This window comes from Pseudomonas syringae group sp. 243L2, from assembly GCF_032587875.1.
Classification (GTDB): domain Bacteria; phylum Pseudomonadota; class Gammaproteobacteria; order Pseudomonadales; family Pseudomonadaceae; genus Aquipseudomonas; species Aquipseudomonas amygdali.
Genome location: NZ_JAWHPL010000002.1, coordinates 168,529 through 192,841, shown reverse-complemented (window position 1 = coordinate 192,841; position 24,313 = coordinate 168,529). Strand labels below are relative to the sequence as shown.

The 24,313-nt window shown below is 57.8% G+C and carries 22 protein-coding genes and 1 pseudogene; 14 read left to right on the top strand and 9 right to left on the bottom strand.

Annotation, left to right across the window (positions count from 1 at the left end; all coding sequences use genetic code 11):
- Nucleotides 1-12: 12 nt before the first annotated feature.
- Complete coding sequence (locus RYB66_RS00935; protein ID WP_005779787.1) at nt 13-627, bottom strand: hypothetical protein; 615 nt, start codon at nt 625-627, stop codon at nt 13-15.
- Between the two features lie 104 nt (nt 628-731).
- Between RYB66_RS00935 and RYB66_RS00930 the strand changes: the two genes are divergently transcribed.
- Both RYB66_RS00930 and RYB66_RS00925 read left to right on the top strand, forming a co-directional pair.
- The gene (locus tag RYB66_RS00930; RefSeq protein WP_016981988.1) at nt 732-932 is read left to right on the top strand and encodes a hypothetical protein; all 201 of its coding nucleotides are present in this window, start codon (nt 732-734) and stop codon (nt 930-932) included.
- Between the two features lie 179 nt (nt 933-1,111).
- Entirely contained in the window at nt 1,112-1,336 is a 225-nt protein-coding gene (locus tag RYB66_RS00925) for a hypothetical protein (RefSeq protein WP_005779785.1), read from the top strand.
- Between the two features lie 309 nt (nt 1,337-1,645).
- On the opposite strand, the pseudogene RYB66_RS00920 reads toward RYB66_RS00925, so the two are convergent.
- Nucleotides 1,646-1,953 (bottom strand): annotated as a pseudogene (locus RYB66_RS00920) (site-specific integrase); the annotation flags it as partial.
- A gap of 185 nt (nt 1,954-2,138) precedes the next feature.
- Here RYB66_RS00920 and RYB66_RS00915 point away from each other — a divergent pair.
- The 7 genes from RYB66_RS00915 (at nt 2,139) to RYB66_RS00885 (ending at nt 10,654) form a co-directional block, all read left to right on the top strand.
- Nucleotides 2,139-2,429 (top strand): hypothetical protein, encoded by a 291-nt coding sequence (locus RYB66_RS00915; protein ID WP_316893549.1) that lies wholly within the window; start codon nt 2,139-2,141, stop codon nt 2,427-2,429.
- 793 nt (nt 2,430-3,222) lie between these two features.
- Nucleotides 3,223-5,193 carry a hypothetical protein gene (locus tag RYB66_RS00910; protein ID WP_010200527.1) on the top strand — a complete coding sequence of 657 codons (1,971 nt, stop codon included), beginning with the start codon at nt 3,223-3,225 and terminating at the stop codon, nt 5,191-5,193.
- A gap of 605 nt (nt 5,194-5,798) precedes the next feature.
- Nucleotides 5,799-6,521: a GntR family transcriptional regulator gene (locus RYB66_RS00905; protein WP_016981990.1), complete on the top strand. Its 723-nt coding sequence runs from the start codon at nt 5,799-5,801 to the stop codon at nt 6,519-6,521.
- Nucleotides 6,518-7,306 (top strand): SDR family oxidoreductase, encoded by a 789-nt coding sequence (locus RYB66_RS00900; protein ID WP_016981991.1) that lies wholly within the window; start codon nt 6,518-6,520, stop codon nt 7,304-7,306. The genes RYB66_RS00905 and RYB66_RS00900 overlap by 4 nt, the downstream gene beginning before the upstream one ends.
- 84 nt (nt 7,307-7,390) lie before the next feature.
- Entirely contained in the window at nt 7,391-8,323 is a 933-nt protein-coding gene (locus tag RYB66_RS00895; protein ID WP_029241004.1) for a 3-keto-5-aminohexanoate cleavage protein, read from the top strand.
- 47 nt (nt 8,324-8,370) lie between these two features.
- Complete coding sequence (locus RYB66_RS00890; RefSeq protein WP_016981993.1) at nt 8,371-9,249, top strand: SMP-30/gluconolactonase/LRE family protein; 879 nt, start codon at nt 8,371-8,373, stop codon at nt 9,247-9,249.
- 82 nt (nt 9,250-9,331) lie between these two features.
- Nucleotides 9,332-10,654: an MFS transporter gene (locus tag RYB66_RS00885; protein ID WP_016981994.1), complete on the top strand. Its 1,323-nt coding sequence runs from the start codon at nt 9,332-9,334 to the stop codon at nt 10,652-10,654.
- Nucleotides 10,655-10,802: 148 nt separating this feature from the next.
- Here the strand turns inward: RYB66_RS00885 and RYB66_RS00880 are convergent, their stop codons facing one another.
- The 6 genes from RYB66_RS00880 to RYB66_RS00855 all read right to left on the bottom strand — a co-directional run bounded on the left by RYB66_RS00880 (nt 10,803) and on the right by RYB66_RS00855 (nt 17,010).
- On the bottom strand, nt 10,803-11,756 hold the full coding sequence (locus tag RYB66_RS00880; RefSeq protein ID WP_044294616.1) for a sugar-binding transcriptional regulator: 954 nt from the start codon (nt 11,754-11,756) through the stop codon (nt 10,803-10,805).
- Between the two features lie 81 nt (nt 11,757-11,837).
- Nucleotides 11,838-12,638 carry an SDR family oxidoreductase gene (locus tag RYB66_RS00875; protein WP_016981995.1) on the bottom strand — a complete coding sequence of 267 codons (801 nt, stop codon included), beginning with the start codon at nt 12,636-12,638 and terminating at the stop codon, nt 11,838-11,840.
- A 30-nt stretch (nt 12,639-12,668) separates the two neighbouring features.
- Complete coding sequence (locus RYB66_RS00870) at nt 12,669-13,433, bottom strand: SDR family oxidoreductase (RefSeq protein WP_016981996.1); 765 nt, start codon at nt 13,431-13,433, stop codon at nt 12,669-12,671.
- A 31-nt stretch (nt 13,434-13,464) separates the two neighbouring features.
- Nucleotides 13,465-14,994: a sugar ABC transporter ATP-binding protein gene (locus RYB66_RS00865; protein WP_016981997.1), complete on the bottom strand. Its 1,530-nt coding sequence runs from the start codon at nt 14,992-14,994 to the stop codon at nt 13,465-13,467.
- Nucleotides 14,995-15,009: 15 nt separating this feature from the next.
- Nucleotides 15,010-15,942 carry a sugar ABC transporter substrate-binding protein gene (locus RYB66_RS00860; RefSeq protein WP_005779773.1) on the bottom strand — a complete coding sequence of 311 codons (933 nt, stop codon included), beginning with the start codon at nt 15,940-15,942 and terminating at the stop codon, nt 15,010-15,012.
- Nucleotides 15,943-16,005: 63 nt separating this feature from the next.
- A complete protein-coding gene (locus RYB66_RS00855; RefSeq protein ID WP_016981998.1) occupies nt 16,006-17,010 on the bottom strand; it encodes an ABC transporter permease in 1,005 nt (334 codons plus the stop codon).
- 361 nt (nt 17,011-17,371) lie between these two features.
- Between RYB66_RS00855 and RYB66_RS00850 the strand changes: the two genes are divergently transcribed.
- The 4 genes from RYB66_RS00850 to RYB66_RS00835 all read left to right on the top strand — a co-directional run bounded on the left by RYB66_RS00850 (nt 17,372) and on the right by RYB66_RS00835 (nt 22,651).
- On the top strand, nt 17,372-18,208 hold the full coding sequence (locus tag RYB66_RS00850; RefSeq protein WP_005753658.1) for a transketolase: 837 nt from the start codon (nt 17,372-17,374) through the stop codon (nt 18,206-18,208).
- Nucleotides 18,198-19,130 carry a transketolase family protein gene (locus RYB66_RS00845; RefSeq protein WP_016981999.1) on the top strand — a complete coding sequence of 311 codons (933 nt, stop codon included), beginning with the start codon at nt 18,198-18,200 and terminating at the stop codon, nt 19,128-19,130. Before RYB66_RS00850 ends, RYB66_RS00845 begins: the two co-directional genes overlap by 11 nt.
- 30 nt (nt 19,131-19,160) lie before the next feature.
- On the top strand, nt 19,161-20,636 hold the full coding sequence (locus RYB66_RS00840) for an FGGY family carbohydrate kinase (RefSeq protein ID WP_029241005.1): 1,476 nt from the start codon (nt 19,161-19,163) through the stop codon (nt 20,634-20,636).
- 392 nt (nt 20,637-21,028) lie between these two features.
- Complete coding sequence (locus RYB66_RS00835; protein ID WP_122358955.1) at nt 21,029-22,651, top strand: methyl-accepting chemotaxis protein; 1,623 nt, start codon at nt 21,029-21,031, stop codon at nt 22,649-22,651.
- Between the two features lie 143 nt (nt 22,652-22,794).
- Here RYB66_RS00835 and RYB66_RS00830 read toward each other — a convergent pair whose 3' ends face one another.
- Entirely contained in the window at nt 22,795-23,130 is a 336-nt protein-coding gene (locus RYB66_RS00830) for an ArsR/SmtB family transcription factor (RefSeq protein WP_005753663.1), read from the bottom strand.
- Between the two features lie 59 nt (nt 23,131-23,189).
- Between RYB66_RS00830 and RYB66_RS00825 the strand changes: the two genes are divergently transcribed.
- Nucleotides 23,190-24,281: an NADH:flavin oxidoreductase/NADH oxidase gene (locus RYB66_RS00825; protein ID WP_316884571.1), complete on the top strand. Its 1,092-nt coding sequence runs from the start codon at nt 23,190-23,192 to the stop codon at nt 24,279-24,281.
- The last annotated feature ends 32 nt before the right edge of the window (nt 24,282-24,313 follow it).

Below are 24,313 nucleotides of genomic sequence, written 5' to 3'. Positions count from 1 at the left end.
CCGCAGAGATGACTATCTGTTCAGCGCAATAGGTGAGGGTGGGGCGATTCGAAAACCTTCGTCGTACTCTCGTCGGCGTCGGCGAGGGGCCGCCTTAAGTGCGGCCTTGTAACTGGCTTTCGCTTCCTTCTTGTCCAGGCACCACTCACCGGCTACCTCGACTGGTTCGCAAAGCAGCAAGTACTCGGCGCTATGAAACCGGTTTATGTTGCGACTGTAGCGAACCATGCGGTATTCGCGGTTGCTGCGTTCGCCGCGCTCTTGATATCGAGGCATCCTTATGCCCAAGAAGTGGGCAAAGCTGTCATAGCACTCGCTCTCATCCAGGTAGGCGTCAAAATTCGTGCGCTTAGGTGCAGGTGGCGCAGGCGGCATTTCGGCAATAGCGAATCGCTCGCCCTCTTTGGTCGCGAAATAGAGAATTTCGCTCTGATCGCAAAACGCCGGGGGCTTGCGACTTCCCATCAGCCCCAGGGTCTCCAGGGCCTCCAAATCCGGCATGTCGTCGTGGTCAGGACCGGCAAGGAAACGGTTTCGATATGGTTGTCGGCTGTCGCGACAATCAGGGCGCAGACCAAGCGTGTGCCAGAGCAGGCCTACTTGCGCCTCGGTGGGCTTGTTTTCCATGGCGTTTCTCCAGGCATGCGCCGCCCTCCGTGTCCGGTGGTGGCAAATTGGTTAGGGATGCGGTATTACGGGTGACCGGCATGGAGCCGGATCAAGGAGTGAATATGGATAATCAGGCGCAGATAGATGCTGTCGAACAACTGTTGATGGCGTTTCTAAAGGGGCACCCTTTCAGAGTCGATGTGGAAGCCGCTTTTATAAAGGCTGATGCGGCGCTGATGGGGTCTGACGGACCTCCAGGTACGAAGGAAAAAACACAAGCTGCGAATTACCTTGCGCACCTAAAGCTCCAGCTAAAGGCCTAGTCATCTCGGCCTATCCGCAAAGCCTTACGCTGAGCGGCGTTGTGGGCTGAATTTTTTCGGAACCGAATGCCTTGCAAGGCCCACACATGCCGAGAGGAATGCAAAACCGCTATGGACGCCCTCAACCCTTCTGTACGGCAAACACTTAAGCGCCGTTCACAACCGATAAGGTGCCCAAGATGAAAAAAATCAAACTGCTCGATCGCGCTATCTGCATTGCCTTTTTTCCGCTGGCAGCCTTGGCTGGCAACGCATTCGCGGACTCGGAATCGGGCTCGACCTCGGCCTCAGCAGAAGCTGGTAGTTCACAGAGTGCAGCTGATCAGCGTGCAGCCATGGAGGCTGCTGCAGAGGCCGCTGAGCGATGCGGATTCGTATTCGGAAGAGGTCATGTCTGCGATTGAATCAGCTGACTGGCCCGTCATAAAGGCCTGATGCATCACTTCCCTGCCTGATGATCAAATGGATTGCGTTGCGATAGGTCTACACCTATCGCAACGCTAACGAACGGTCATCAAAGCGTAAGTAATACGCAGCTCACATTCAAACAGCAATATTTCTATTTCAATGACTTAGAGTTTTATGGTCCTCAGCATGGGGTGCTAGGGGGCGAGTGTTCGAATCACTCCGTCCCGACCATATTTTTCAGTGATTTAGCCCAATCTGAGAAGGTTGGGCTTTTTCATGTGCGTGACTTTTGCGTGACTCTTTTTTCATGCCTGCCTCCTCTTCAAAATCGTCAGAACCGGTCCGCGTGAGTCGGTGGCTGACACCATGTTCGCGGCTTCAATCAGATGCCCTAGTTCAGCGCCCGATTAAGGGCTGGTGATGCTGTCGTTCTTGTGCCCCAGCAATGCCTTTCGATCTTCCTCCGTGACGCCCGCGACTACCGAAGGTGCCTCAAGTCGTGAATCCTGATGGACAGATAGCCTGGGAGAGCGGGGCGAAAGTTTTCCTCCTGCCAAAGTTTCGCCGCGCGCACCGTTGCCTTTTTCCAAGCAAAGTCGTTCATCCGGTGCATGCACGCTTTCATCTGGCAGCGTACGCATTATATCGATGCAGTCGCCTACCAATATCTGGTGGCGCTGACTCATATCGAATTCCGAAGGGTGGCGTGAGTTGATTAAGTGGTCTATTAACTTGATGAGGGTCTTAACGAGGAGCGCAATCTTGGTCGGTAGAATTTCTGATTCAGAACTCCATGAAATGCGGATTCGCAAGCTACAGAACGATATCTCTGATTCAGAGCGTCTCCGCATACCCGTGAAATTCATGCACCTGTCGGCTCTGACACCCACCAGCAGAGAACATCATGTTGAAAGGCATGGTGAGCTCTTCACCGGGCAGGAGATGCTTGATTGGTGGGCAGAGGGGGATAACCGTGTGCGCTGTCGCTGTGCATGCACCCCAGTGCTTTTAGATAATCAGGGGAGGCCTATGACTCCAGACCTCATGGTTAAAGCCAAGATGGATCTGAAGGCTTTCAAAGCGTCCTGACCTCACGGTTCGTAGCATTCAGCGTAATAGGCGAGGCTGGGGTTAGGCCGTGATGCGCTCGCCTACCACCTTTTCGTATCTTGCAATCAGGCGATGTGGCTGACACCCATACACCCATGACCCTGACTACTTGCCTGCGCCAGATCCCTCATCTCGAAATTGATTGATGTGACACATGTTGCGCGCATCGGCTACCGGATCTATCGCTGACCGCTTTAGATTTGGCCGGGGTCGTATTGCATGAACTCAATGCCATGCTTTTTATTTAGTCGATTCGGTAGGTAGCGGCTGCCGCTCGACGTCTGAACGAGCATTTCTTCTGAAACGGCAGGCGAATGGTCAGTCTGTTTCACTAATGCGGACATGGTTGCCCCCGCGCCATGCCGTCACCGGGGCCCTGCGATTAAAAAGGAAAGGGGTTACTGCGTGATTTGCGATGCATAGGCGCCGGCCTCCATGCGGTGGTTCCGACCAGAGAGCAAAAAGTGATCTGCGCCAGATGATGTCGCGGCGTGCGCGTTGGTATCCGTGGTTTCTCAGGGACAGATGCGATCTGTCTCGGACGATATTGACAAAGCCTATTACCATTAGTACTGTGTTTATATACAGTATTCGGGTGGCTCCGATCTGAATCAGCTGACGAAATGGCACTTTGGCAATAATGATTGCCCGTGTGCTGCCGGTGAGGAGCTCATCTGTCGGCCAGCTTATTTCACGCCATTCAACTCCCCGAGAAACCGAGCGGAGATATGAGCGTTGCATCCACTTAAAATCTAACTTGAGGAACTAATCTATGCCTGATACCAATGCGTACTACCTGGAAAATCTGACAGACCTGCGAGCCGTAAGCGGAGGCGCAAGTTACGCGTTTACTCATGCAGGGGGCGGATTTTGGAGGCGAGACCCCCTGGACACAATTTCTCCCGAAAATCTCGATGCGGGTGTATTGGTCGCAGCTGACGGTAGCCGCTGGAAACTGGACAAAACGTCCGGGCCCACTCGAGCTGAAGTTGGAAAACCGGGAACGTCGTTTAACGATAACGGCTGGATAGTGGGGTGGTATACCCCTGGAGAAAATATCAACGGCAATGGAAATAAGTTTAACTACGCCTCGTTGTACATTCCCAACGACCGCGTCGTGCAACAAAATGGTCTGAACGGTGCCACCGGTTCGAAAGTGGACGGCCTGAACGTGACAATGGGTTTTGGTGGTCCTTCGACGCGCGGGGGGCGACATGCTATTGACGGGGTGTTGCTACAAGGATTCGGTACTGAGGGGGCCACAGATCAAAACAACGGAGACCGAAATTATGTTGGCGTACAAGGTCAAGTGCTGACTAACTCGGGAGATGGCGGGACGAGTCCCTCTGATCTGCGTGGTGCGTATTTCGGCGGATCTGATTATGTAGGGCTGTACGGCACGGCTAAATACGTAAATAACATTACCGGTCGGGAGGTCAACACTGACATCCAGGCGAGCGACGGCACTCGTGTTGATTATCACACGGGTATCCAGATCGCTTCCAATATCGGTGAGCGCGGCTTTACTTTGGATACTGCTATTTCTGTATCGAACCTGGGTGGATCTCCTCGAGGCTGGGGAAATGGTATCAGCTTCAGCGGAAAGAACGGGGGGGCTGCGTTCGAGGCCGATAGTACTGCTATCAGGGTTTTCCCTTCCGGAGCTGCAGGCGGGGCGCTTGGTACTCTACTCGATACTCGAGGTGTGACGGTAGGTCAGCTCATAGCCGCTGATGGAGTGTCTTTGCGCAGAGGCATCCTTGATCTGGCGACCTCTGGAGCACTAGTGAACCTTGGGTCTTCCACCGCCGCAGGTGTCGTGCAGTTTCAGGGCCGCTCATCCGGTCTCTCTTCTGCGTGGGATGCACGCTTGGCTTTTATCGGTGGTACATCAACTACGGGTCAAGGGGTTGCCCAGATTGATGCCGGTCTAGTTGCCACCAGTGCGGCAGTCGTTCGGAGTACCGCAGCCAACTACACCGCCTTAGGCACTACCGCTTATCCGTTCAGCCAGGTTGTCATTCAGACGAGCCCAATCGTAACGTCTGACGTGCGTCAGAAAACGGAAATTGAAAAGCTCACATTGGGGCTGGACTTCGTCCGTAGCTTTGCTGCTGCGGAGCAAGGATTGATCCAGTACCGGATGGCCCAAACTGGTGGCAAAGTACAGAAGGTCCAGACGGGAACGCGCAAAGTCGAGCGCCAGGCCACAGAGACTGTCGAGACGGTTGTGCATTATCTGGAGATGGTTGAAGGCAAAGCGATCCAGAAGACTCGTACGGAACAGACCGAAGTCCCTATATTTGATGTCCTGCAGGTTTGGGACGAGAGTGGCAATCCGGTAATGGTTGAGGAAGAGTTTGTAGCAGGCTCTCATGAGGAACTGAACGAAAACCAGGAAGTCCGCACCGTTCTTGACTATGCCACGCGTCAAATGCAGCTTACGACCAAGGTTCCTCGTATGGAGGTTGTGGAGGAGCCTGTTTATGAACAGGCGGTGTATCAGAGGGAGGGTGGACGGGTCCATTTGGGTATTAGTGCTCAAGAGCTGCGCGCGCAATTGCTGGCGCACGGCATAGATGATTGCGCAGCATGGTGCTTGGCTGACCCGGAAGACCCGGAGTCGACGCAATCAGTAAGAGAAGCTCAGTTGATTCCGGTTTTGTTGAAAGCGGTAGCGGAACTGGCCTCCGAAGTCGAAACGCTCCGAAGCTTCGCCGCAGTGGGTAGTAACGCTAACTGACGGGCGCAAGTGCTTTGAAAGAACGGGCTAGCTATTAGGCCCGCTGAGAATAAGGCCTGCGTACTGATTATTATCCTCTGCTGTATCACTTTGAAAAACCTGAGGCTTTTCTCAAGGTGAAGCTTGGTCTTGATCGGACGTTCGGCCTGCAGTGCTTAGTCTGGGGTATTGCCAATGCTGGAGAGGAAGCTGAGAAAGTCGTCCCCTTGCTCTCTGACGATCTTGTCTCGATCAAGTCCTTGATGGGGGAGGGATTTCTGGTCCGCTGGCCAGGTATATCTATACGAGACCACCTTCCTCACATCGTTTTTTTATAACTGCTATAACTGCACCCCTTAACCGTTTCAGTGTGCCGAAATACAGGCTACCACTGTCGGCTTTACAGCACTGCTTTGCACCCAAGTCATGATGGCTTTAGACACGCCTGCAACGATCAGCGCATTTACGAAGCGCAGGCAGCAAGAAATCGGCAGCGAGCGCTTTGTCGACAGCCACCGAAAAAACTGCTCTTCAAAGCATTGTTGTACCCCTCTGAAAACAATTTGACATATGTTATTTGTGATCACATATTAGCCCCATAAGAACGCCAATATGAGTCACTCCCTATGACAGACCGTCCGATCCTCCTGCCCGCCATGCGCCAGGTTTCCCGCGATACTCTCCAGGACCAGGTTTACCGACAAATCCGTGAAGCGCTGATGAGCGGGCGCTTTCAGCCGGGTCAGAAGCTGACCATCCGTGGTCTTGCCGAGGCGCTGGGCTCCAGCCCTATGCCTGTGCGCGAGGCATTGAATCGTCTCAGTGCAGAGAACGCCTTCGAAGTCACCGAAACCGCTCGTCTGCGCGTACCCATGATGACCCCGGAGCGGCTGCGTGAAATTCGTGATGCTAGGGTCGCGCTGGAAGGTCTGTTGGCCGAGAAGGCGGTCATTCTGATCAATGACGCCGATCTTGCAGACATCAGCCAGCTCTGCGAGCAGATGCAGAAGGCAGCAGACAGTGTTGATGTGGCTCTCTACCTGTGGACCAACTTTGCCTTTCACCGCCGCATTTATGCGGTCGCCAAGGCTGAGTTGATCGTTGCGGCAGTAGAGAACTTCTGGCTGCACATAGGCCCCTGTTTCACACTTGTCGCGCCTGACAGGGCGCACCTTCAGCGTTCGATGGAAGCACACAACCGTATCGTCGAGGCACTGGCGGCGCGTGATGGGGCGGCCGCTCGTGCAGCGGTCACCGACGACATCATGCAGGCGGCTGATTCTCTGACGCGCCTGATCGCAAAGAGCGACCGCTCCAGGTCGCGTGTCTCGGGATTGAAAAAAGCATGAGTGTTCTCAATCGACTGGTTCCCTACGCAGGGCTGCGCGTGCTGATTTCCGGTGGTGCCGCCGGGATCGGTGAAGTGTTGGCGGCGGCTTATATGGAAGCCGGGGCAAAGGTGCATGTGTGTGATGTCAGCGAGGCGGCCATTGCGGCATTCCTTGATCGCCATCCAGGCTGCGTTGCCACCCGCGCAGACGTTGCTGACCCGGTGCAGATCGAAGCGGTGTTCAGGGTGCAGCGCGAACAGTTCGGCGGTCTTGATGTGCTAATCAACAACGCCGGGATCGCCGGCCCTACGGCAGGCATTGATGCGATTACCGAAGAGGAGTGGCAGCGCACCATCGACATCAATCTCACTGGGCAATACCGTTTTGCTCATCACGCGGTGCCGCTGCTCAAGGCGTCGCCCAACGCTCATCTGATCCATATCGCGTCTGTCGCCGGTCGTCTGGGATACGCCTGGCGTACACCGTACGCGGCGACCAAGTGGGCGATTGTCGGCCTGATGAAATCTCTGGCGTCCGAGTTGGGTGAGAGCGACATCCGCGTCAATGCCTTGCTGCCCGGCATCGTCGAAGGCCCGCGTATGGACGGTGTGATTCGTGCCCGTGCTCAACAGATGAATGTGCCTGAGGAGGAGATGCGCGAGGAGTACCTGAAAAAGATTTCGCTCAAGCGCATGGTCACCGCCGAGGACGTTGCCGCGATGGCGCTTTTCTTGTGCTCGCCCGCCGCACGCAATGTCACGGGTCAGGCCATCAGTGTGGATGGCAACGTCGAATACCTCTGAGTATCAGGCTCGACAGGACCGGACAGCGTCCGAGTCGTGTTCCACACCAGACTTTCTCTTTAAGAACAAGAACGGAGAATGCTCATGCCCAAGAAACGTCCGATCATTATTACCTGTGCCGTCACGGGGGCCATTCATACGCCCTCGATGTCGCCTCATTTACCGATCACACCGCAGGAAATCGCCGATGCAGCCGTGGATGCCGCCGAGGCGGGTGCCTCAATCGTCCACTTGCATGCCCGCGACCCGGTTGACGGGCGGCCCAGCCAGGATGTCGATCTGTTTCGGCAATTTCTGCCGCACATCAAGGCCAGGAGCAACGTGGTGATCAATATCACCACCGGCGGCGCGCCGACCATGGGCGTGGAAGAGCGTTTGCAGCCTGTGGCGCAACTCAAGCCGGAACTCGCCTCGTTGAACATGGGCTCAATGAACTTCGGGCTGTACGAAATGCTCGATCGCTACAGCGAATTCAAGCACGACTGGGAACGGCCGTACCTGGCCGAGAGTGATGACCGGATCTTCCGCAACACCTTCCGCGACATCGCGCACATCCTCAATACCTGTGCCGAGAACCGCACGCGCTTTGAAATCGAATGCTATGACATCGGCCACCTGTATACCGCCGCGCATTTTCTGCAGCGCGGGCTGCTCAAGGCGCCGATTTTCATTCAGTCGGTGTTTGGTTTGCGCGGAGGTATAGGCGGGCATCCCGAAGACCTGGCGCACATGCGTCGTACGGCCGACCGTCTGTTTGGCGACGCCTATCAATGGTCGATTCTGGGTGCCGGTCGCAATCAGATTCCGCTGGGCACCATGGGCCTGTCGATGGGCAGTCATGTGCGGGTCGGTCTTGAAGATTCGCTGTGGGACGGACCGGGCAAGCTGGCGGCGTCCAATGCCGATCAGGTCAAGCGTATTCGCACAGTTATCGAAGCGCTGGGCGGGCAGGTGGCGACGCCTGATGAAGCCCGCGAAATGCTCGACCTGAAGGGGCATGACAAGGTTAATTTCTAGTCTCCGCAAAATGTGTCATCTCAATAACAACAAGACAGAGGTGAAAAATGCGTATCGAAATCGTTGTCGACGTGAAGACCACGCTGGGCGAAGGCCCGGTCTGGGATGTCGAGCAACAGCGTCTGTACTGGATCGACAGTTTCGACGGTCGTGTTCTGCGCTGCACGGATGACGGGCGCGAGTTGCGAGCCTGGGATGTCGGCCAGAAAATCGGTTCCATGGCCTTGCGCAGGAGTGGCGATGCGGCGCTCGTTGCGTTGCAGACGGGTATTTACAACCTTGATCTGCCTACCGGTGATCTCGAGCTGATAGTCGACCCGGAACCGGGGCTGCCCGACAATCGGCTCAACGATGGCAAAGTGGATCGGCACGGCCGGTTCATCGTGGGTTCGATGGACACTCGGGAGGATCAGGCCAGCGCGAAGCTGTATCGCCTCGACCCGGACCTGAGCCTGCACACGCTGGATGAGGGCATTATCGTGTCCAACGGCCCTTGCTGGAGCCCGGGCGGTGAAACCTTTTATTTCGCCGATACCTGGTCCGGGGATATCTGGGCCTATGACTACGACAACACCAGCGGCGCGGTCGCCAACAGACGAACCTTTGCCAAGGTCGACACCTCAGCAGGAGGCGCGGCGGATGGCTGCACCGTCGATGCCGAAGGCTGCCTGTGGCAAGCGCTGGTCTACGCCGGAAAACTGGTGCGCTACACCCCGGACGGGCAGGTGGATCGCATCATTGACATGCCCGTGAAGAAAGTGACGAGCCTGACCTTCGGCGGACCGAATCTGGACACGCTGTATGTCACCTCCATGGCCAAGCCGCCGTTGCCACGCTTTCCGGAAGATGGCCAGCAACGCGGTGCCCTGTTTGCGATCACCGGGCTGGGCGTGCAAGGCATCGCTGAACGGCGCTTTGCCAGTTAACCCGTCAACAGACTCAACCTGAACGTTAAGGACGACTGACCCTTTCTCGCTTGGGCGTGCCTGGCACGCCTGGAGAGTTCCCATGCCAAATAACAAGAATGCATCGCTGGGCAAGATTCACCGGTTTTCGTGGGTGTCGTTGTTGGTCTGCTGGATGATCTGGATTCTGAATGCCTATGACCGCGAGATTGTATTGCGCCTGGGGCCGACGATTTCCAAACATTTCGAATTGTCTGCGGACCAGTGGGGTACGGTGGCCACCGTCGTCATGCTGGCTCTGGCCGTTCTCGATATTCCAGGCTCCATCTGGAGTGATCGTTACGGCGGTGGCTGGAAGCGGGCACGCTTTCAGGTGCCATTGGTACTGGGCTACACCGCATTGTCCTTTCTCTCAGGCTTCAAGGCGTTGAGTGGCAGCCTTGCGAGTTTTATTGCCTTGCGCGTGGGAGTGAACCTGGGGGCTGGCTGGGGCGAACCGGTCGGGGTCAGTAACACGGCTGAATGGTGGCCGGTGGAGCGCCGCGGTTTTGCTCTGGGCGCACACCACACCGGTTACCCCATCGGCGCGATGCTCAGTGGCATTGTCGCCAGTTTCGTGATCAGCACCTTCGGTGAGGAAAACTGGCGTTATGTGTTCTTCTTCGCCTTCGTGGTGGCTCTGCCGCTGATGATCTTCTGGGCGCGCTACTCGACGGCCGAGCGCATCACCCAACTGTATGTGGACATTGCCGCCAAAGGCATGACCCCGCCGGACAGCACGCCGTCGACCAACGTCAAAGGCCAGGTCTGGAAGTCAGTGAAGGCCACGCTGAGTAACCGCAACATCGCGCTGACAGCCGGTAACACCATGCTCACGCAGGTGGTGTACATGGGGGTGAATATTGTCCTGCCAGCCTATCTGTACAACATCCTCAACCTGTCGTTGGCCGAATCGGCAGGAATGAGCGTCGTATTCACGCTGACGGGTATCCTCGGGCAACTGATCTGGCCGTCGTTGTCGGACATCATTGGTCGGCGCATAACCCTGATCATTTGCGGCCTATGGATGGCGGTCAGCGTTGGTGCCTTTTACTTCGCCAACACCATCCTGATCGTCATCGCCGTGCAACTGCTTTTCGGCCTGGTCGCCAATGCCGTCTGGCCCATCTACTACGCGGTTGCGTCCGACTCTGCACAACCCTCTGCAACGTCGACCGCCAACGGCATCATCACCACGGCGATGTTCATCGGCGGCGGTATTGCACCAGTACTCATGGGCACACTGATTTCCATGGGCGGCGGCTGGACCAGCCTCAGTGGCTATACAGTGTGCTTTTTCGTGATGGCGGGCTGCGCGCTGGGCGGGGCGTTTCTACAACTGTTTTCTCATCGGCCGGAAGTGTTGGCGGTGCAGCGCGGAGTGTGAGGCTGGCGCCGACTTTTCATACAGAACCCAAGACGCAGGCCAGGGAAAAAGATGTTTAAAGGTCTGCCTATTACTGCTCCGCAGGATGTGTGTAGGGCTAACACGTGTAGCCCTACAATAATATGCAGGAGAAGGGGGGGATTTTGGCTCAACCCGCCAACCCCCGCGCAGTCACCAAATCCGTAATCAATACATCCAGATACCCCCCCAACAACGCTCCTCTGATCGCCTGCACCTTCCTCACCCCCCCAGCCAACCCCAGCACGCGATTGATCGACCGCAGCTTCGGCAAGCCCATCGACACCACAAACTCTTCATCCTCTTCCAGCACCGGTTTGCCCTGGGCATCAAAATACCGCAGGCAGATATCACCCACCGCACCCCGTTCAGCGAGCACGCGCAGCATGTCTTCGGTGTAGTAGTTGCCGCTGTTGCGCAGCAGTTGTGAGGGTTCGAGTTCGCCAATACCCACGATTGCGAGGGTGATGCTGTCGAAGCGCTGGAGGACTTCTTTGACTTCTTCCATTTCGACGATGCGCTGTTTGCTTTCTACCGATTGCTCGATGCTCTGCGACGGCAGCAAGAAGGCGGGACAGTTGAGGAGGGTGGCCAGGTGCTGGGTAAGCAGGGTGGCTTCAAAGGCACCTTTGTTGCCGACGCCACCCAGCAGTTGCACGACTTCCTGGGCACTTTGTTTGCCCGGTTGGGGGTGCATGTGGCTGACCATCGCGCGGATAGTGCTGCTCCAGGAGGAGATGCCGATGTGGTCCTGAGCGCTAAGGCTGGTTTCCAGGTAATGCGCGGCGGCCGAGCCGATGGCTTGTTTGATGCTTTCTTCGTTGTCCGGTTCGGTGGCTTCGACGACGATTACCTGACGTATGCCGTACAGGGACTGCAAGCGGCTTTCCAGCTCCAGATGCAGGCCTTGCGGGCGCATGACGGTGATTTTCACCACGCCTTCCTGCAACGCACGGCGCAGGGCGCGGCTGATGAAGGATTGGGACAGGTCGAGGCGGGTGGAAATCTCGGACTGTTTGAGTCCTTCTTCATAATAGAGGCTGGCGATCTTGCTCATCAGCCGTTGTTCTTCGATCTGGCTCATGCAGGCCCCAAAAAATGATAGCGATATCCAAAGTGGCGGCGAGGATACCAAACTGGCAGCGGGTCGTGCCTGCCACAGCGGTCAGGACATAATCAGCCCGCCGTCGATATTGATCGCCTGACCGGTCAGGTAGGCGGCGTCATCCGAGGCCAGGAATGCGACCAGCCCGGCGACGTCCGAGGGTTTGCCGGCGCGACGCATGGGGATGTTGCGGACCCACTCGGCCATCAGTTCGCCCTTGGCATAGCGCTTTTCTTCGGTGCCGAGGATTTCGCCCCACACGCGGTCGTTGTAGTCCCACATTTCGCTTTCGATGATGCCTGGGCAGAAGGCGTTCACCGTGATGTTGTGCCGCGCCAGTTCCAGCGCCAGGCTTTGGGTGATGCCGATCACGCCCATTTTGCTCGCGGCGTAATGTGGAGTGTAGATGAAGCCCTGACGGCCCTGGCCTGAGGATGTGTTGATCAACCGCCCGCTGCCTTGTCTGACCATGTAGCGGGCGGCTTCCCGGCAGCCGAGCCAGACGCCGGTTGTATTGACCTGCAGGACCTTGTCGAAGTCTGCGCGGGGCATTTTTTCGCAATGGTCGATGGTGATGATGCCGGCGTTTTGCACCGACACATCGATGCTGCCGAAGCGCTCGTGGGCGGTCTGGTAGAGGCGCTGTATGTCGGCCTCATCGGTAACGTCGATACCCAGCGCCAGGCTGTTGACCGAGTATTCGCTGGTCAGTTGTTCAGAGGTGAACGTCACTCGCTCAAGGTCGTTGGAGGCGAGCACCAGATTGGCACCTTCCTGAGCGAAGCGCTCGGCAATGCCTGCGCCGATGCCTCGGCATGCGCCGGTGATAACCACGGTTTTACCGCTAAAACGTTGATACATGAGTGTGCTCCAGTGATGGGCAGGGCGGGCTCACCAGCAGACAAAGCCGCCGTCCACCAGCAGGTCGACGCCGGTACAGAACGATGAAGCCTGACTGACCAGAAAGACCGCCGGGCCGACCATCTCGTCCACGCTGGCCATGCGTCCCATGGGCGTGGTCTGTTCGAATATCTTCACTTGCTCGGCCACTTCCGGTCTTGAATTCATGGGCGTGGCGGTGTAGCCGGGGCTGATGCAGTTGACCCGTAAACCCTTGTCTGCCCATTCCATCGCCAGGCTTTTGCTGAGGTGAATGACGCCCGCTTTCGAGGCGTTGTAGTGGGCTTGCAGCAACCCACGATTGACGATACTGCCGGACATCGAGGCGATGTTGACGATGGCGCCTTTTCCGCGTGGCAGCATGACTGCCGCCTGGGCCTGGCAACTGAGAAAGATGCCGGTGAGGTTGATGTCCAGCATGGTTTGCCAGCGTTTCAGTTCCAGGTCTTCGGCGGCCTGCGCGTTGGCGATCCCGGCACAGTTGACGGCCACGCTGAGCGCGCCCAGTTCAGTCTCAGTGCGCGCGATGGCTGCATCCAGCGTCGCGCGGTCTGTGACAGTACCTTGCAGGGCAAGCGCGCGTCGGCCCAGTGCGTTGATGCGTTCTACGGTGTCGCCGATGCCCGCGCTGCCTGGCAAGTCAAAGCACGCCACGTCAGCGCCGGCCTCGGCAAGGCCGACTGCAATGGCCTGGCCAATGCCGCTGCCGGCACCGGTCACAAAGGCCACCTGGCCATCCAGACGAAAAAGTTGCATGTCGTTCTCCACGTAATCAGGTTGTTTGCTCTCAGGCGGTGGCCATTTCCATGACTGACACCGGTGTCGCTTCGCCACGTTCAAGAATGCCCATCTGCCGGCCACGGCTCATGACCATGACCCGGTGTGACAAACCCAGCACTTCGTCGAGGTCGGAACTGACCACGATCACGGCCATGCCGGTTGCCGCCAGCTCGGCGATCACCTCGTAGATCGCCGCCCGCGCACCGACGTCGATGCCTCGGGTCGGCTCGTCGAGAATGAACACCTTGGGGTTGCGGGCCAGCCATTTGGCGATGATGACTTTCTGCTGATTGCCACCGGACAGGCTGTCGATTCGCTGCTCGGGCGCGCCTTTTACGCCGAGGCGCGAAATGGCGTTTCGGGCAAACGCGTGCAGGCTTTTGGGCGATACCCAGTTGCCGCTGTGCAACAGATCGGTGTTGCCGTAGACCAGGTTGTCTTCGATACGGTGCTCGACCACCACGCCTTGTTGCTTGCGGTCTTCAGGCACCAGCACCACGCCCGCCTGAATTGCTTGCGAGGGGGAGTGCAGTTGAACGGTTTCGCCATCCAGTTGCATGTGCCCCTGAATATCCCGGGCTGCGCCCGCAATCACCCGAATCAGTTCGGTTCTGCCCGCGCCAACCACTCCGGCGATGCCGAACACTTCACCGGCGCGTACGCTGAAGTCGATACCATGCAAGGCGAACTCCCGGCAGGCGAGGTCCTTGACCTGCAGCATCACTCTGTCCTGCGGCGCTTGCAGGACGGGGAAGATACGTTCCAGGCTGCGCCCGACCATTTGTTCGACCAGTTCGCGGACCGGCACCTGTGCGGTGGCGTGGAGCGCAATCTGGCGGCCATCGCGCAGTACCAGAATACGGTCGGCGATTCGTGCGATTTCTTCCAGACGATGGCTGATATAGATGAACGACACGCCTTCAGCCTTGAGGCGCTCGACCTGTTGAAACAGCAGCTCGGTTTCTTCACCGCCAAGAGCGGCGGTGGGCTCGTCGAGAATCAGCAGGCGTGCGTTCAGGGTCAGGGCTTTGGCGATCTCGACCAGTTGCTGTGCAGCGACGCTTAAACCCTCGACCTTGCGCGAAGCTGACACGTCGAGGCCGAGGCGTTCCAACTGCTTCTGTGCCTGCGCTTGCATGTAGTCCCGGTCGACCTTGCCGTGGCGCATGGGCAGCCGCCCGACAAAGATGTTTTCGGCAATCGACAACTGCGCCAGCAGGCGAATCTCCTGATGAATCAGGCCGATGCCAGCGCCCAGCGCCGCGCCCGGAGAGGCTGGCGCGTAATCCTCGCCGAGCCAGCTCATGGAGCCTCCCGCTTCAGGCTGCACAAGGCCCGCGATAATCGACGACAAGGTCGATTTGCCTGCGCCGTTTTCACCGAGCAGGGCGAGCACTTCACCTGGCCGCACGTCGACATTGATCTGTGAAAGGACCTGCACCGGGCCGTAAGTCTTGCCAATGTTACGCAGGCACAGCACTGCTGCAGGTGTGACCTCAGGGTTGTGGAGCGTCGGGTTATCCAGAGCAGCTTGCATGGCGGACTCCGTGGCTCAAGGGTGCTGTTGCAGGAAAGGCGCGACGTTGTCTTTGGTAGTCAGCACGGTTTCCAGCAGTTGTTCCTTGGGCACGGCTTTGCCAGCCTTGAGGTCAAGTGCGGAGGCAACGGCCATGCGCCCCATCTTTTGCGTCTGCTGGGTCATGGTCGCTTGCAGCACGCCGCTTGCCACCGCCTTGAGGCCTGCCACGTCGCCGTCAAAACCGACTATGACCACCGGTTGCCCGAGGTTGGCGACTTTTACCGCCTGTGCAGCACCGAGGGCCATCGCGTCAGCGCGACCGAAAAAGACGCTAATGTTCGGGTCACGCTGCAACAGGTCCTGAGCGACTGCAAAGCCTTTGTCCTGCGCCCATTCGGCAGGCTGCTCGGCAACGACCTTGAGGCCGGGAAAGCCTTTCAAACCTTCCTGGAAACCTTTCGCCCGGTCGTTTTCCGGGGTTGTGCCCAACTGCCCTTGAAGGATGGCGATGCGGCCTTTGCCGCCAGTCACCTTGCCTACGTATTCGGCAAGCGTGCGCGCACCGGCCACGCTGTCGCTGGCAATAAACGTGTCGCCGGGCGCGTCAGGCGCATTGCGGTCTACAGCGATTACCGGAATCCCGGCAGCCTTGGCGGCCTTGACTGGCACGCCCGCGGCAGTGGCACCTGCGGGAATGTAGATCAACGCATCAATCTGGCGGGTGATCAGGTCCTCGATCTGGCTGACCTGAGTCGATGAATTGCCCTGCGCATCGACGGTAATGATCTTCACCCCGCGGGCTTTGCCTTCGGCTTCGACCGACTGTTTGATCTGGTTGAAGAAGTCAGCCTGCAGATTGGCTACGGCCAGGCCGATGGTCAGCTCTTTGGCCCAGGTCGAGCCTGCTGTGGTGAGTGTGGCGGCGGCCAGGGCCGTGGCGAGGAGCAGTTTTTTGGTCATGAACATGGCGGTGACTCCTGATTTTATTGTTGGGGATGTCAACATCGGTCAAGCACAAAACGACAACGCTTAGTGAGCACTGTTGGAGCGACGACGCAAGGTATCGATGGTCACGGCGAGGGCAATGACCACGCCGATAACGACCTGTTGAATGAAGGGCGAAACGCCAAGCAGGTTGAGGCCGTTGCGCAGCACGCCGATGATCAATACACCGACCAGCGTGCCACCGACGCTGCCGACACCGCCGCTGAGACTGGCACCGCCGATAACCACTGCGGCAATGGCGTCCAGTTCCAGCGTAAGCCCGGCGCTGGGTTGCGAGGAGTCGAGGCGGGCGGCCATCGTCACAGCGGCGATGCCGGCAAGCGCGCCGCTGATGGCGTACACCCATAAAGTGATGGCTCGCACCTTGATCCCTGAAAGCCTCGCTACTTCAGGGCTGCCGCCAATGGCGTACAGGTTGCGCCCACCGGCCCGAAAACGCAGGAATACCCAGGCCACGCCCAGCATGACCAGAAACAGCCCGACTGTGGCCGACAGAAAGCCGAAATGGCGCACGGTGGCCAGGCTGGTGAACCACTCCGGGTAACCGACGATCTGCCGACCTTCGGTAAGAATATTTGCCAGGCCTCGGGCGACCGACATCATCGTCAGCGTGGCGATAAAGGCGGGCAGTCTGGCGTAGGTAATCAGCAAGCCGGACACCAGCCCGGCGAGCATGCCGGTCGCTATGGCTATCGGGATCGCCAGGCCCAGCGCCAGGCCCTGATCCTGGTACAGCCAGCCCAGCATCATCATCGAAAACGCCAGCACCGAACCGACAGACAGGTCGATGCCGCCGATGACGATCACCGCCGTCATGCCGATGGCGAGAATGCCCAGCACTGTCACTTGGTCAAGGATGTTCAGACCGTTGCGCAGGGTGAAGAAGAATTCTGAGCTGAAGGAAAAGACCACCAGCAGCAGGGCCAGGCCAATCAACGGCCCACCGATGTTGTCAGGCAACAGCTTGAGCAACCACGCCCGGCCTGACGGTTTTGCGGCAGCCTGATGAGCAGGGGCTTTGGCGTCCATGGGGGGTCTCCGGATTTATTGTTGTTGGAGTTTGTTCTGGCTGCCTGAATATATATGCATGCCTGACTGTTAATTCAGATTCCGTCTCCGGCTGAGCAAAGTCAAGCGGTTTAATTTTCTTCAATCCTTGCGAATACACCTCAAACGTCCCTGTGAGCCTCAAGACAGAGCCTCGCGCAGCTGATTCAGATGTCGTCGGCAAAAAATGTAATCAACGTTTTTTGATTTTTCAGGTGCGCGCCTGCTTGACCTGTTGAGGGATCAGCGTCTAAATATAAATATATTTTCAGCTGTGAATAAATATTCAAGTGCTTTTCAGAATAATGAATCACCGCGTGGCTAGCCCCGCAGGAGCCGCTCCATGAATGCCTTCCGCTACGATGCCCAGCAGATCAAAGAACAGGCACGCCTGATCAGGCGTAATGTCATCACCCTGAATGCCGGATCGCCTGCGGGAGGGCATACGGGGGCCGACCTTTCGGAAACCGACATTCTTGCAACCCTGTATTTCCGTATTCTCGATATCAGCCCCGAGCGCATCGAAGACCCGGCGCGCGATATCTACATCCAGAGCAAAGGCCATGGCGTCGGTGGTCTGTATTGCTGTCTGGCCCAGGCTGGTTATATCCCCGAAGCGTGGCTGCCCGAGTATCAGCATTTCAATTCGCGTCTGCCGGGCCACCCGGTGCGGCAGAAAACGCCGGGCATCGAGCTCAATACCGGTGCGTTGGGCCACGGTCTGCCGGTTGCGGTAGGCCTGGCGCTGGCGGCGAAAATGTCCGGGAGCACCAAACGAATCTACGTGCTGACCGGCGACGGCGAACTGGCGGAAGGCTCGAACTGGGAGGCGGCAATGGCAGCCGCCAAGTACGGCCTGGACAACCTGTTTGTGATCGTCGACAAGAACAAGCTGCAACTGGCGGGCCTCACGGCAGAGATCATGCCGCTGGACCCGCTGGATGAGAAATGGGCGGCGTTTGGCTTCACGGTCAGCGAATGCGATGGCAACGATGTCGGGCAACTGGTGACGGCTCTGGAGCAGATGCAACTTCGCAAAGGCGCGCCTCAGGTGCTGATCGCCCACACCATCAAAGGCAAGGGCGTGTCGTTTATCGAAGGGCGATCCGAATGGCACCACCGGGTGCCGAAAGGTGATGAAGTCAGCGCAGCACTGGAGGAGTTGAATCATGTCGAGTGAGCATTTTGCCAGCGTGATGGTGGACGCGTTTATCGCGGCCGTCGACGAAGGTCTGGACCTGGTGCCAGTGGTCAGCGACTCGACTTCCACCGCCAAGATCGCCCCCTTCATGCAGCGTTTTCCGGAGCGGGTAATCAATGTCGGCATCGCTGAGCAGTCGCTGGTCAGTGTGGCGGCGGGCCTGGCGCTGGGGGGCAAGATCGCTGCCACCTGCAACGCTGCGCCGTTCCTGATTTCCAGGGCCTGCGAGCAGGTCAAGGTTGATGTCTGCTACAACCAGGCCAATGTGAAAATGTTCGGGCTCAATGCGGGCACCAGCTATGGGCCGCTGGCGAGTACCCACCATTGCCTGGACGACATCTCGGTCATGCGCGGCTTTGGCAACGTACAGATTTTCGCGCCGTCCGACCCGCTGGAGTGCCGGCAGATCATTTATTACGCCCTGCGTTATCACGGCCCGGTGTACATCCGCCTCGATGGCAAGCCGCTGCGTGAACTGCATGACCCCAGCTACCGCTTCGTACCCGGAAAAGTCGATATTCTGCGCCGTGGTTCAGACCTGACCATCGTCGCACTGGGTTCGGTGGTGCATGAGGCGGTAGACGCCGCGGCGCGGCTGGCGGAGCAGGGGCTCGACGCGCAGGTCATCAACCTTTCTTCGATTCGTCCACTGCAACGTGATGTGCTGCTCAACGCCTTGAGCGGCAGTCGCGGGGTGATTACTGTCGAAGAACATAACATCAATGGCGGGCTCGGCAGCCTGGTGGCCGAATTGCTCGCCGAGAACGCGCTGGGCATCACCCTGATTCGCCTGGGCATTGGCGATGGTGATTACGCAGCAGCCGGTGCCCGTGAACCCACGCGTGCCTTGCACGGCATTGATGTGGACGGCATTGTCGCGGCCGCTGCACGTTTGCGTTAGGGGCATTTCTGCATGTCGAGTAACCAGACCATGAATGAAAACTCTCCGCTGATTCTGGCCATCGATGAAGGCACCAGCAATGCCAAGGCCGTGCTGGTCAACGAACAGGGGCAAGTCGTCGCACGTGGTTCACGGCCCTTGAGCATCAGCCACCCGCAGGCCGGTTATTCGGAGCAGGACCCATTGCTGATCTGGCAAGCCACGCTCGAGGCGATTGCAGATTGCATGACTGGTCTGCAGCGCCCGATCAGCGCACTGGCCATCAGCAACCAGCGCGAGTCGGTGGTGGCGTGGGACCGGGCCAGCGGGGCACCCTTGTCGCCTTGCATCAGTTGGCAATGCCGTCGTTCGTTGCCGCTGTGCACCGAGCTGCATGCCCAAGGCCATGAAGCCATGATTCTGAGCAAAACCGGGCTGGCCCTCGACCCGATGTTTTCCGCTGGCAAAATGCGCTGGATTCTCGATCACCTGGACAATGGTCACGCTCGCGCAGCAGCAGGGGAAATCTGCCTGGGGACCATCGACAGCTGGTTGCTCTGGAAGCTCAGCGCAGGGCAAGCTTTCGCGACCGATTGCTCCAACGCGGCACGTACCCAGCTGTTCAACCTGCATACTCGCTGCTGGGATCCGCAATTGCTCGAGCTGTTCTCAATCCCTGCTGCTGCACTGGCCAGCATTCAGCCCAGTGCCGGCCTGTTTGCTCATACCGTGGCGGTCGGCGGGCTGGACGCGGGTATTCCGATTCTGTCGATGATCGGCGATTCGCATGCTGCACTCTACGGGCAGGGCGGTTTTGCCCCCGGACTGGTCAAGGCGACCCTGGGCACCGGCTCTTCGCTGATGACGCCAATGGTCGGGCCCATCGCCTCCAGCCATGGGCTGTCGACGACAATGGCCTGGCATGATGGCGTAGCGTCGACTTATGCAATGGAGGGCAACATCGTACACACCGGCGCAGCGGTGCAATGGGCCGCGCGACTGGTGGCCGGAGAATCCATAGATGCCCTGAGCGAACAGGCCACGCAATTGGCCGACAATGGCGGTGTCTACTTTGTACCGGCGCTGTCCGGACTGGGCGCGCCACACTGGCAGGCTGACGCCCGCGGGCTGATCTGCGGCTTGACCGAAGGGGCTTCCGGCGCCCACATCATGCGCGCTGCGCTGGAGTCCATCGGTTATCAGATTCGCGATGTATTCGATGCGATGCAGGCTGACATCGGCACGCCGCTCAAAGAGCTTTGGGTGGATGGTGGGGCAACCCGCAATCGCTGGCTCATGCAGTTTCTGGCAGATCTGTTGCAACGCCCGGTGATCCGCAGCCTGTCGCCGGAGGTATCGGCGCTGGGTGCCGCGCACCTGGCGGGCAAAGCCCTCGGCCTCTGGAATAACGCCGCCGACCTGCAAGCGCTGGAAAGACAGCGCGAACGCTTTGACCCCGTTCCCGGCAGGAATCTGCAGGGTTTGTATCTGGAATGGAAGGAAGCGCTGCGGCGGGTCGTATGTTGAGCGATTAGTATGACTTTTCCCAACTAAGGGTGCACGTGACTCACCGATAGTCTCCGCTCAACAAGGCGCAAAAGAGTCATTGCACCGCGCATGTCCAAACTTATATAGAAAATAATAACGTTTTTCCAACGTCAATATTTTAGCGAATTCATGTGCGAAAAATTTACATGCTGGTCGTCATTTAAATTATTTTCTTCAGCCTTATCATTAGTTTGACTAAAACAGCATGCCATTTATGCAGTGTGTTTAAAGCCGGACCCTAAAGTTACGGAAAGCACGGGCGACAACACAGATGTCGAAACGACATCACTCGCGCAGAATAGTTCCACCACCTCTGTCGACTAGATAGCTCATCACCCTGCCACGGACAGGCACGGCTAAGGATTAACATCATGTTCAGCAAGCTCAGCATCTCGCAAAAGCTGTACTTCAGTTTCGTTGCTATAGTCGTTCTAATCGCCGTGCTGGTGTTCAGTGCCTACAGAGGCTTCGAGCAGGTTGAGGACGCTACTAACAGCAACGTCCATACCTATCAGGTACTCAGTGATGCACAACTGGCTCTTGAGCAACTAATCAATATCGAAACGGGTATGCGAGGCTTTGTTATCGCCTCGAAAGATGCCTTTCTGGAGCCGCTGTTAGCAGGTGAAAAGCGTTTCACCGAAGAGCTCGATTCGCTCAAGCGCCTGACCGCCGATAACCCGGAACAACAGCGTCGTCTGGCCTCGCTGGGTGAAACTCAGAAGCGCTGGCTCGATGAAGATATCCATCCGATCATCGCCCTGCGCCGCGACCTGACCGCTCGCAACATGTCCGATGACGAGCTGGACAATCGCATTACCTCCGGTGCCGATAAGGCCAAGATGGACAGCATGCGTGCTTTATTGGCTGAAATCAGCGCCACCGAGAACAAGCTTCTGGTGGAAAGAACCCAGAATATGTTGGACGCCAAGCATTTCGCTATCATGATTCTGATGTGTGGCGGACTTGCGGCAGCGCTGCTCTCGGCTATCCTGGCTACCGCATTGGGGCGCAGCACCACAGCACGTCTGCAACTGGCCATCGATGCTGCAACGGCAATTGCCAATGGCAAGCTGGACACAGTGATCGACACCAGCAGCCACGACGAACTGCCGAAAGCGTTTGATCGTATGCAAAACCGCCTGCGTGAGATGATTCAACAGATAAGCCAGGCAGCCAATCAGTTGGTACTTGCCGTGCAACAGATCTCCGGTGCTTCCGAGCAACTTTCCGGTGCAATTCAGGAACAGTCGACGTCTGCGTCGATGATGGCGGCTACCATTGAAGAGCTGACCGTCAGCATCCACCACGTTTCCGAAAATGCCGATGAGGCGCATCAACTCGCCAGTCGTTCGGGTCAGCAGTCAAAGGATGGTGCGCAGGTCATCGAAAATACGCTGTCCAGCATGAACGGCATTGCCAAGACCGTGCAGCTGTCGTCAACACAGGTCGCAGGCCTGGGTCAGCACTCCGAGCACATTTCATCGATCATCAGCGTGATTCAAGGCATCGCCGACCAGACCAACCTGCTGGCGCTCAACGCGGCTATCGAAGCGGCTCGTGCCGGTGAGCAAGGTCGCGGCTTCGCCGTGGTTGCCGATGAAGTACGCCTGCTTGCACAGAACACTGGCAAGTCCACCAAGGAAATTGCCGGAATGATCGAGAAAATTCAGGCAGGCGTACGCGAAACGGTCGAGAGCATGCGCAGCGGTGTTCAGGAAGTGAATCAGGGTGTGGAGATGGCTGGCACGGCCGGTCAGGCCATCATCGAGATTCGCGACAGTTCGGGCAAGGTTCTGCAAGTGGTCGACCAGATATCCTTTGCACTGCGTGAGCAAACCGTAGCCAGCCAGGATGTGGCACGCAACGTCGAGCGTTCTGCGCAAATGGCCGAACAGAACAACATGTCGGTTCAGGAACTGCTCAAGACCAGCGGCGGGCTGAAAAACCTGGCCACCAGTCTGCAGATGGAAGTGGGGAAATTTCAGCTGTAAGGCAGCCTGACAAGCGAGTCGGTAAATAGATTCGCAGCAGCAAAGAAACGCCCGGTATCAGGCAATTGACTGATACCGGGCGTTTTCGCATTCATGCAATGAAGTGGCAGCACAGGTGTGCTCAGGAATGACGCCTTGCTGCTTTACCGCTGCGCCAGAACACTCCCCAACAACCCGGGAAACCGGCTCTCCAGCACCTGCGTGCGTAACGAATTCATGTGCGTGGTGCCGATGTTTCGCGTCTGCACGAGCCCTGCATCCCGTAAAACGCGAAAGTGGTGGGACATGCTGGATTTCGGCCGGCCACCGTCCAGCTCACCGCAAGTGGCTTCGGCGACACCCGCAAGGTAGCGCACAATTTCCATGCGCACCGGGTCGCTCAAGGCGTAGAGCACGCGCTCGAGGGTGAGGTCTTCTGGATCAGGGTGTTGGAAGGTTCGCATGGTGCGGATGATATCAAGGCTTCCGTTGATTGCCATAGTTCGATTACCATCGAACAACTGAAATCAAAAGTCATCTGGCCTACGGGAGCTTTTCAATGTCTGCATTGTTCGAACCCTTCAAACTGAAAGACGTGACGCTGCGTAACCGAATCGCCATTCCTCCGATGTGCCAATACTCGGCAATCGACGGGGTAGTCAATGACTGGCACCACGTTCACCTTGCCAGTATGGCGCGTGGCGGTGCAGGTTTGCTGGTGGTTGAGGCCACCGCGGTTGCACCGGAAGGGCGCATCACCCCCGGTTGCACCGGTATCTGGAACGATGAGCAGGCGCAGGCGTTCGTGCCGATTGTCAAAGCCATCAAGGACGCAGGTTGCGTGCCGGGCATCCAGATCGCCCATGCAGGACGCAAGGCCAGCGCCAATCGTCCATGGGAAGGCGACGACCACATTCCCGCTTCCGATTCGCGCGGTTGGGACACTATTGCGCCTTCCGCTATTGCGTTCGGTGCCAACCTGCCGAAAGTCCCGCGCGCCATGACCCTGGAAGATATCGCCCGCGTTCGTCAGAACTTCGTCGATGCCGCCCGTCGAGCTCGTGATGCGGGCTTTGAGTGGATCGAACTGCACTTTGCCCACGGTTATCTGGGGCAGAGCTTCTTCTCCGAGCACTCCAACCAGCGCACCGATGAATACGGCGGCAGCTTCGATAACCGCAGCCGTTTCCTGCTTGAAACGCTGGCAGCGGTGCGTGAAGTCTGGCCGGAAAACCTGCCATTGACAGCACGCTTTGGGGTACTTGAATACGACGGTCGTGACGAACAGACCCTCACCGAGTCCATCGAGCTGGCGCGTCGCTTCAAGGCTGGTGGTCTGGATCTGTTGAGTGTCAGCGTCGGTTTCAGCACGCCAGACGCCAACATTCCATGGGGGCCTGCGTTCATGGGGCCAATTGCCGAGCGTGTGCGCCGTGAAGCAGATATTCCGGTGACCAGCGCCTGGGGCTTTGGCGAGCCGAAACTGGCAGAAGACGCGGTTAAATCCGGCCAGCTTGACCTGGTTTCGATAGGCCGTGCGCATCTGGCCGACCCGCACTGGGCGTACTTCGCAGCGAAAGAGCTGGGTGTCGAAAAATCGGCCTGGACTCTGCCTGCGCCTTACGCTCACTGGCTTGAACGTTATCGCTGAGCCAGTGTGACGACCGGGGCTGCATCGATCTA

What these genes read in the sequence shown, in the direction of transcription:
- RYB66_RS00935 (WP_005779787.1), bottom strand. Translation starts at nt 627, where the DNA reads ATGGAAAACAAGCCCACCGAGGCGCAAGTAGGCCTGCTCTGGCACACG.
- RYB66_RS00930 (WP_016981988.1), top strand. Translation starts at nt 732, where the DNA reads ATGGATAATCAGGCGCAGATAGATGCTGTCGAACAACTGTTGATGGCG.
- RYB66_RS00925 (WP_005779785.1), top strand. Translation starts at nt 1,112, where the DNA reads ATGAAAAAAATCAAACTGCTCGATCGCGCTATCTGCATTGCCTTTTTT.
- RYB66_RS00915 (WP_316893549.1), top strand. Translation starts at nt 2,139, where the DNA reads ATGCGGATTCGCAAGCTACAGAACGATATCTCTGATTCAGAGCGTCTC.
- RYB66_RS00910 (WP_010200527.1), top strand. Translation starts at nt 3,223, where the DNA reads ATGCCTGATACCAATGCGTACTACCTGGAAAATCTGACAGACCTGCGA.
- RYB66_RS00905 (WP_016981990.1), top strand. Translation starts at nt 5,799, where the DNA reads ATGACAGACCGTCCGATCCTCCTGCCCGCCATGCGCCAGGTTTCCCGC.
- RYB66_RS00900 (WP_016981991.1), top strand. Translation starts at nt 6,518, where the DNA reads ATGAGTGTTCTCAATCGACTGGTTCCCTACGCAGGGCTGCGCGTGCTG.
- RYB66_RS00895 (WP_029241004.1), top strand. Translation starts at nt 7,391, where the DNA reads ATGCCCAAGAAACGTCCGATCATTATTACCTGTGCCGTCACGGGGGCC.
- RYB66_RS00890 (WP_016981993.1), top strand. Translation starts at nt 8,371, where the DNA reads ATGCGTATCGAAATCGTTGTCGACGTGAAGACCACGCTGGGCGAAGGC.
- RYB66_RS00885 (WP_016981994.1), top strand. Translation starts at nt 9,332, where the DNA reads ATGCCAAATAACAAGAATGCATCGCTGGGCAAGATTCACCGGTTTTCG.
- RYB66_RS00880 (WP_044294616.1), bottom strand. Translation starts at nt 11,756, where the DNA reads ATGAGCCAGATCGAAGAACAACGGCTGATGAGCAAGATCGCCAGCCTC.
- RYB66_RS00875 (WP_016981995.1), bottom strand. Translation starts at nt 12,638, where the DNA reads ATGTATCAACGTTTTAGCGGTAAAACCGTGGTTATCACCGGCGCATGC.
- RYB66_RS00870 (WP_016981996.1), bottom strand. Translation starts at nt 13,433, where the DNA reads ATGCAACTTTTTCGTCTGGATGGCCAGGTGGCCTTTGTGACCGGTGCC.
- RYB66_RS00865 (WP_016981997.1), bottom strand. Translation starts at nt 14,994, where the DNA reads ATGCAAGCTGCTCTGGATAACCCGACGCTCCACAACCCTGAGGTCACA.
- RYB66_RS00860 (WP_005779773.1), bottom strand. Translation starts at nt 15,942, where the DNA reads ATGTTCATGACCAAAAAACTGCTCCTCGCCACGGCCCTGGCCGCCGCC.
- RYB66_RS00855 (WP_016981998.1), bottom strand. Translation starts at nt 17,010, where the DNA reads ATGGACGCCAAAGCCCCTGCTCATCAGGCTGCCGCAAAACCGTCAGGC.
- RYB66_RS00850 (WP_005753658.1), top strand. Translation starts at nt 17,372, where the DNA reads ATGAATGCCTTCCGCTACGATGCCCAGCAGATCAAAGAACAGGCACGC.
- RYB66_RS00845 (WP_016981999.1), top strand. Translation starts at nt 18,198, where the DNA reads ATGTCGAGTGAGCATTTTGCCAGCGTGATGGTGGACGCGTTTATCGCG.
- RYB66_RS00840 (WP_029241005.1), top strand. Translation starts at nt 19,161, where the DNA reads ATGAATGAAAACTCTCCGCTGATTCTGGCCATCGATGAAGGCACCAGC.
- RYB66_RS00835 (WP_122358955.1), top strand. Translation starts at nt 21,029, where the DNA reads ATGTTCAGCAAGCTCAGCATCTCGCAAAAGCTGTACTTCAGTTTCGTT.
- RYB66_RS00830 (WP_005753663.1), bottom strand. Translation starts at nt 23,130, where the DNA reads ATGGCAATCAACGGAAGCCTTGATATCATCCGCACCATGCGAACCTTC.
- RYB66_RS00825 (WP_316884571.1), top strand. Translation starts at nt 23,190, where the DNA reads ATGTCTGCATTGTTCGAACCCTTCAAACTGAAAGACGTGACGCTGCGT.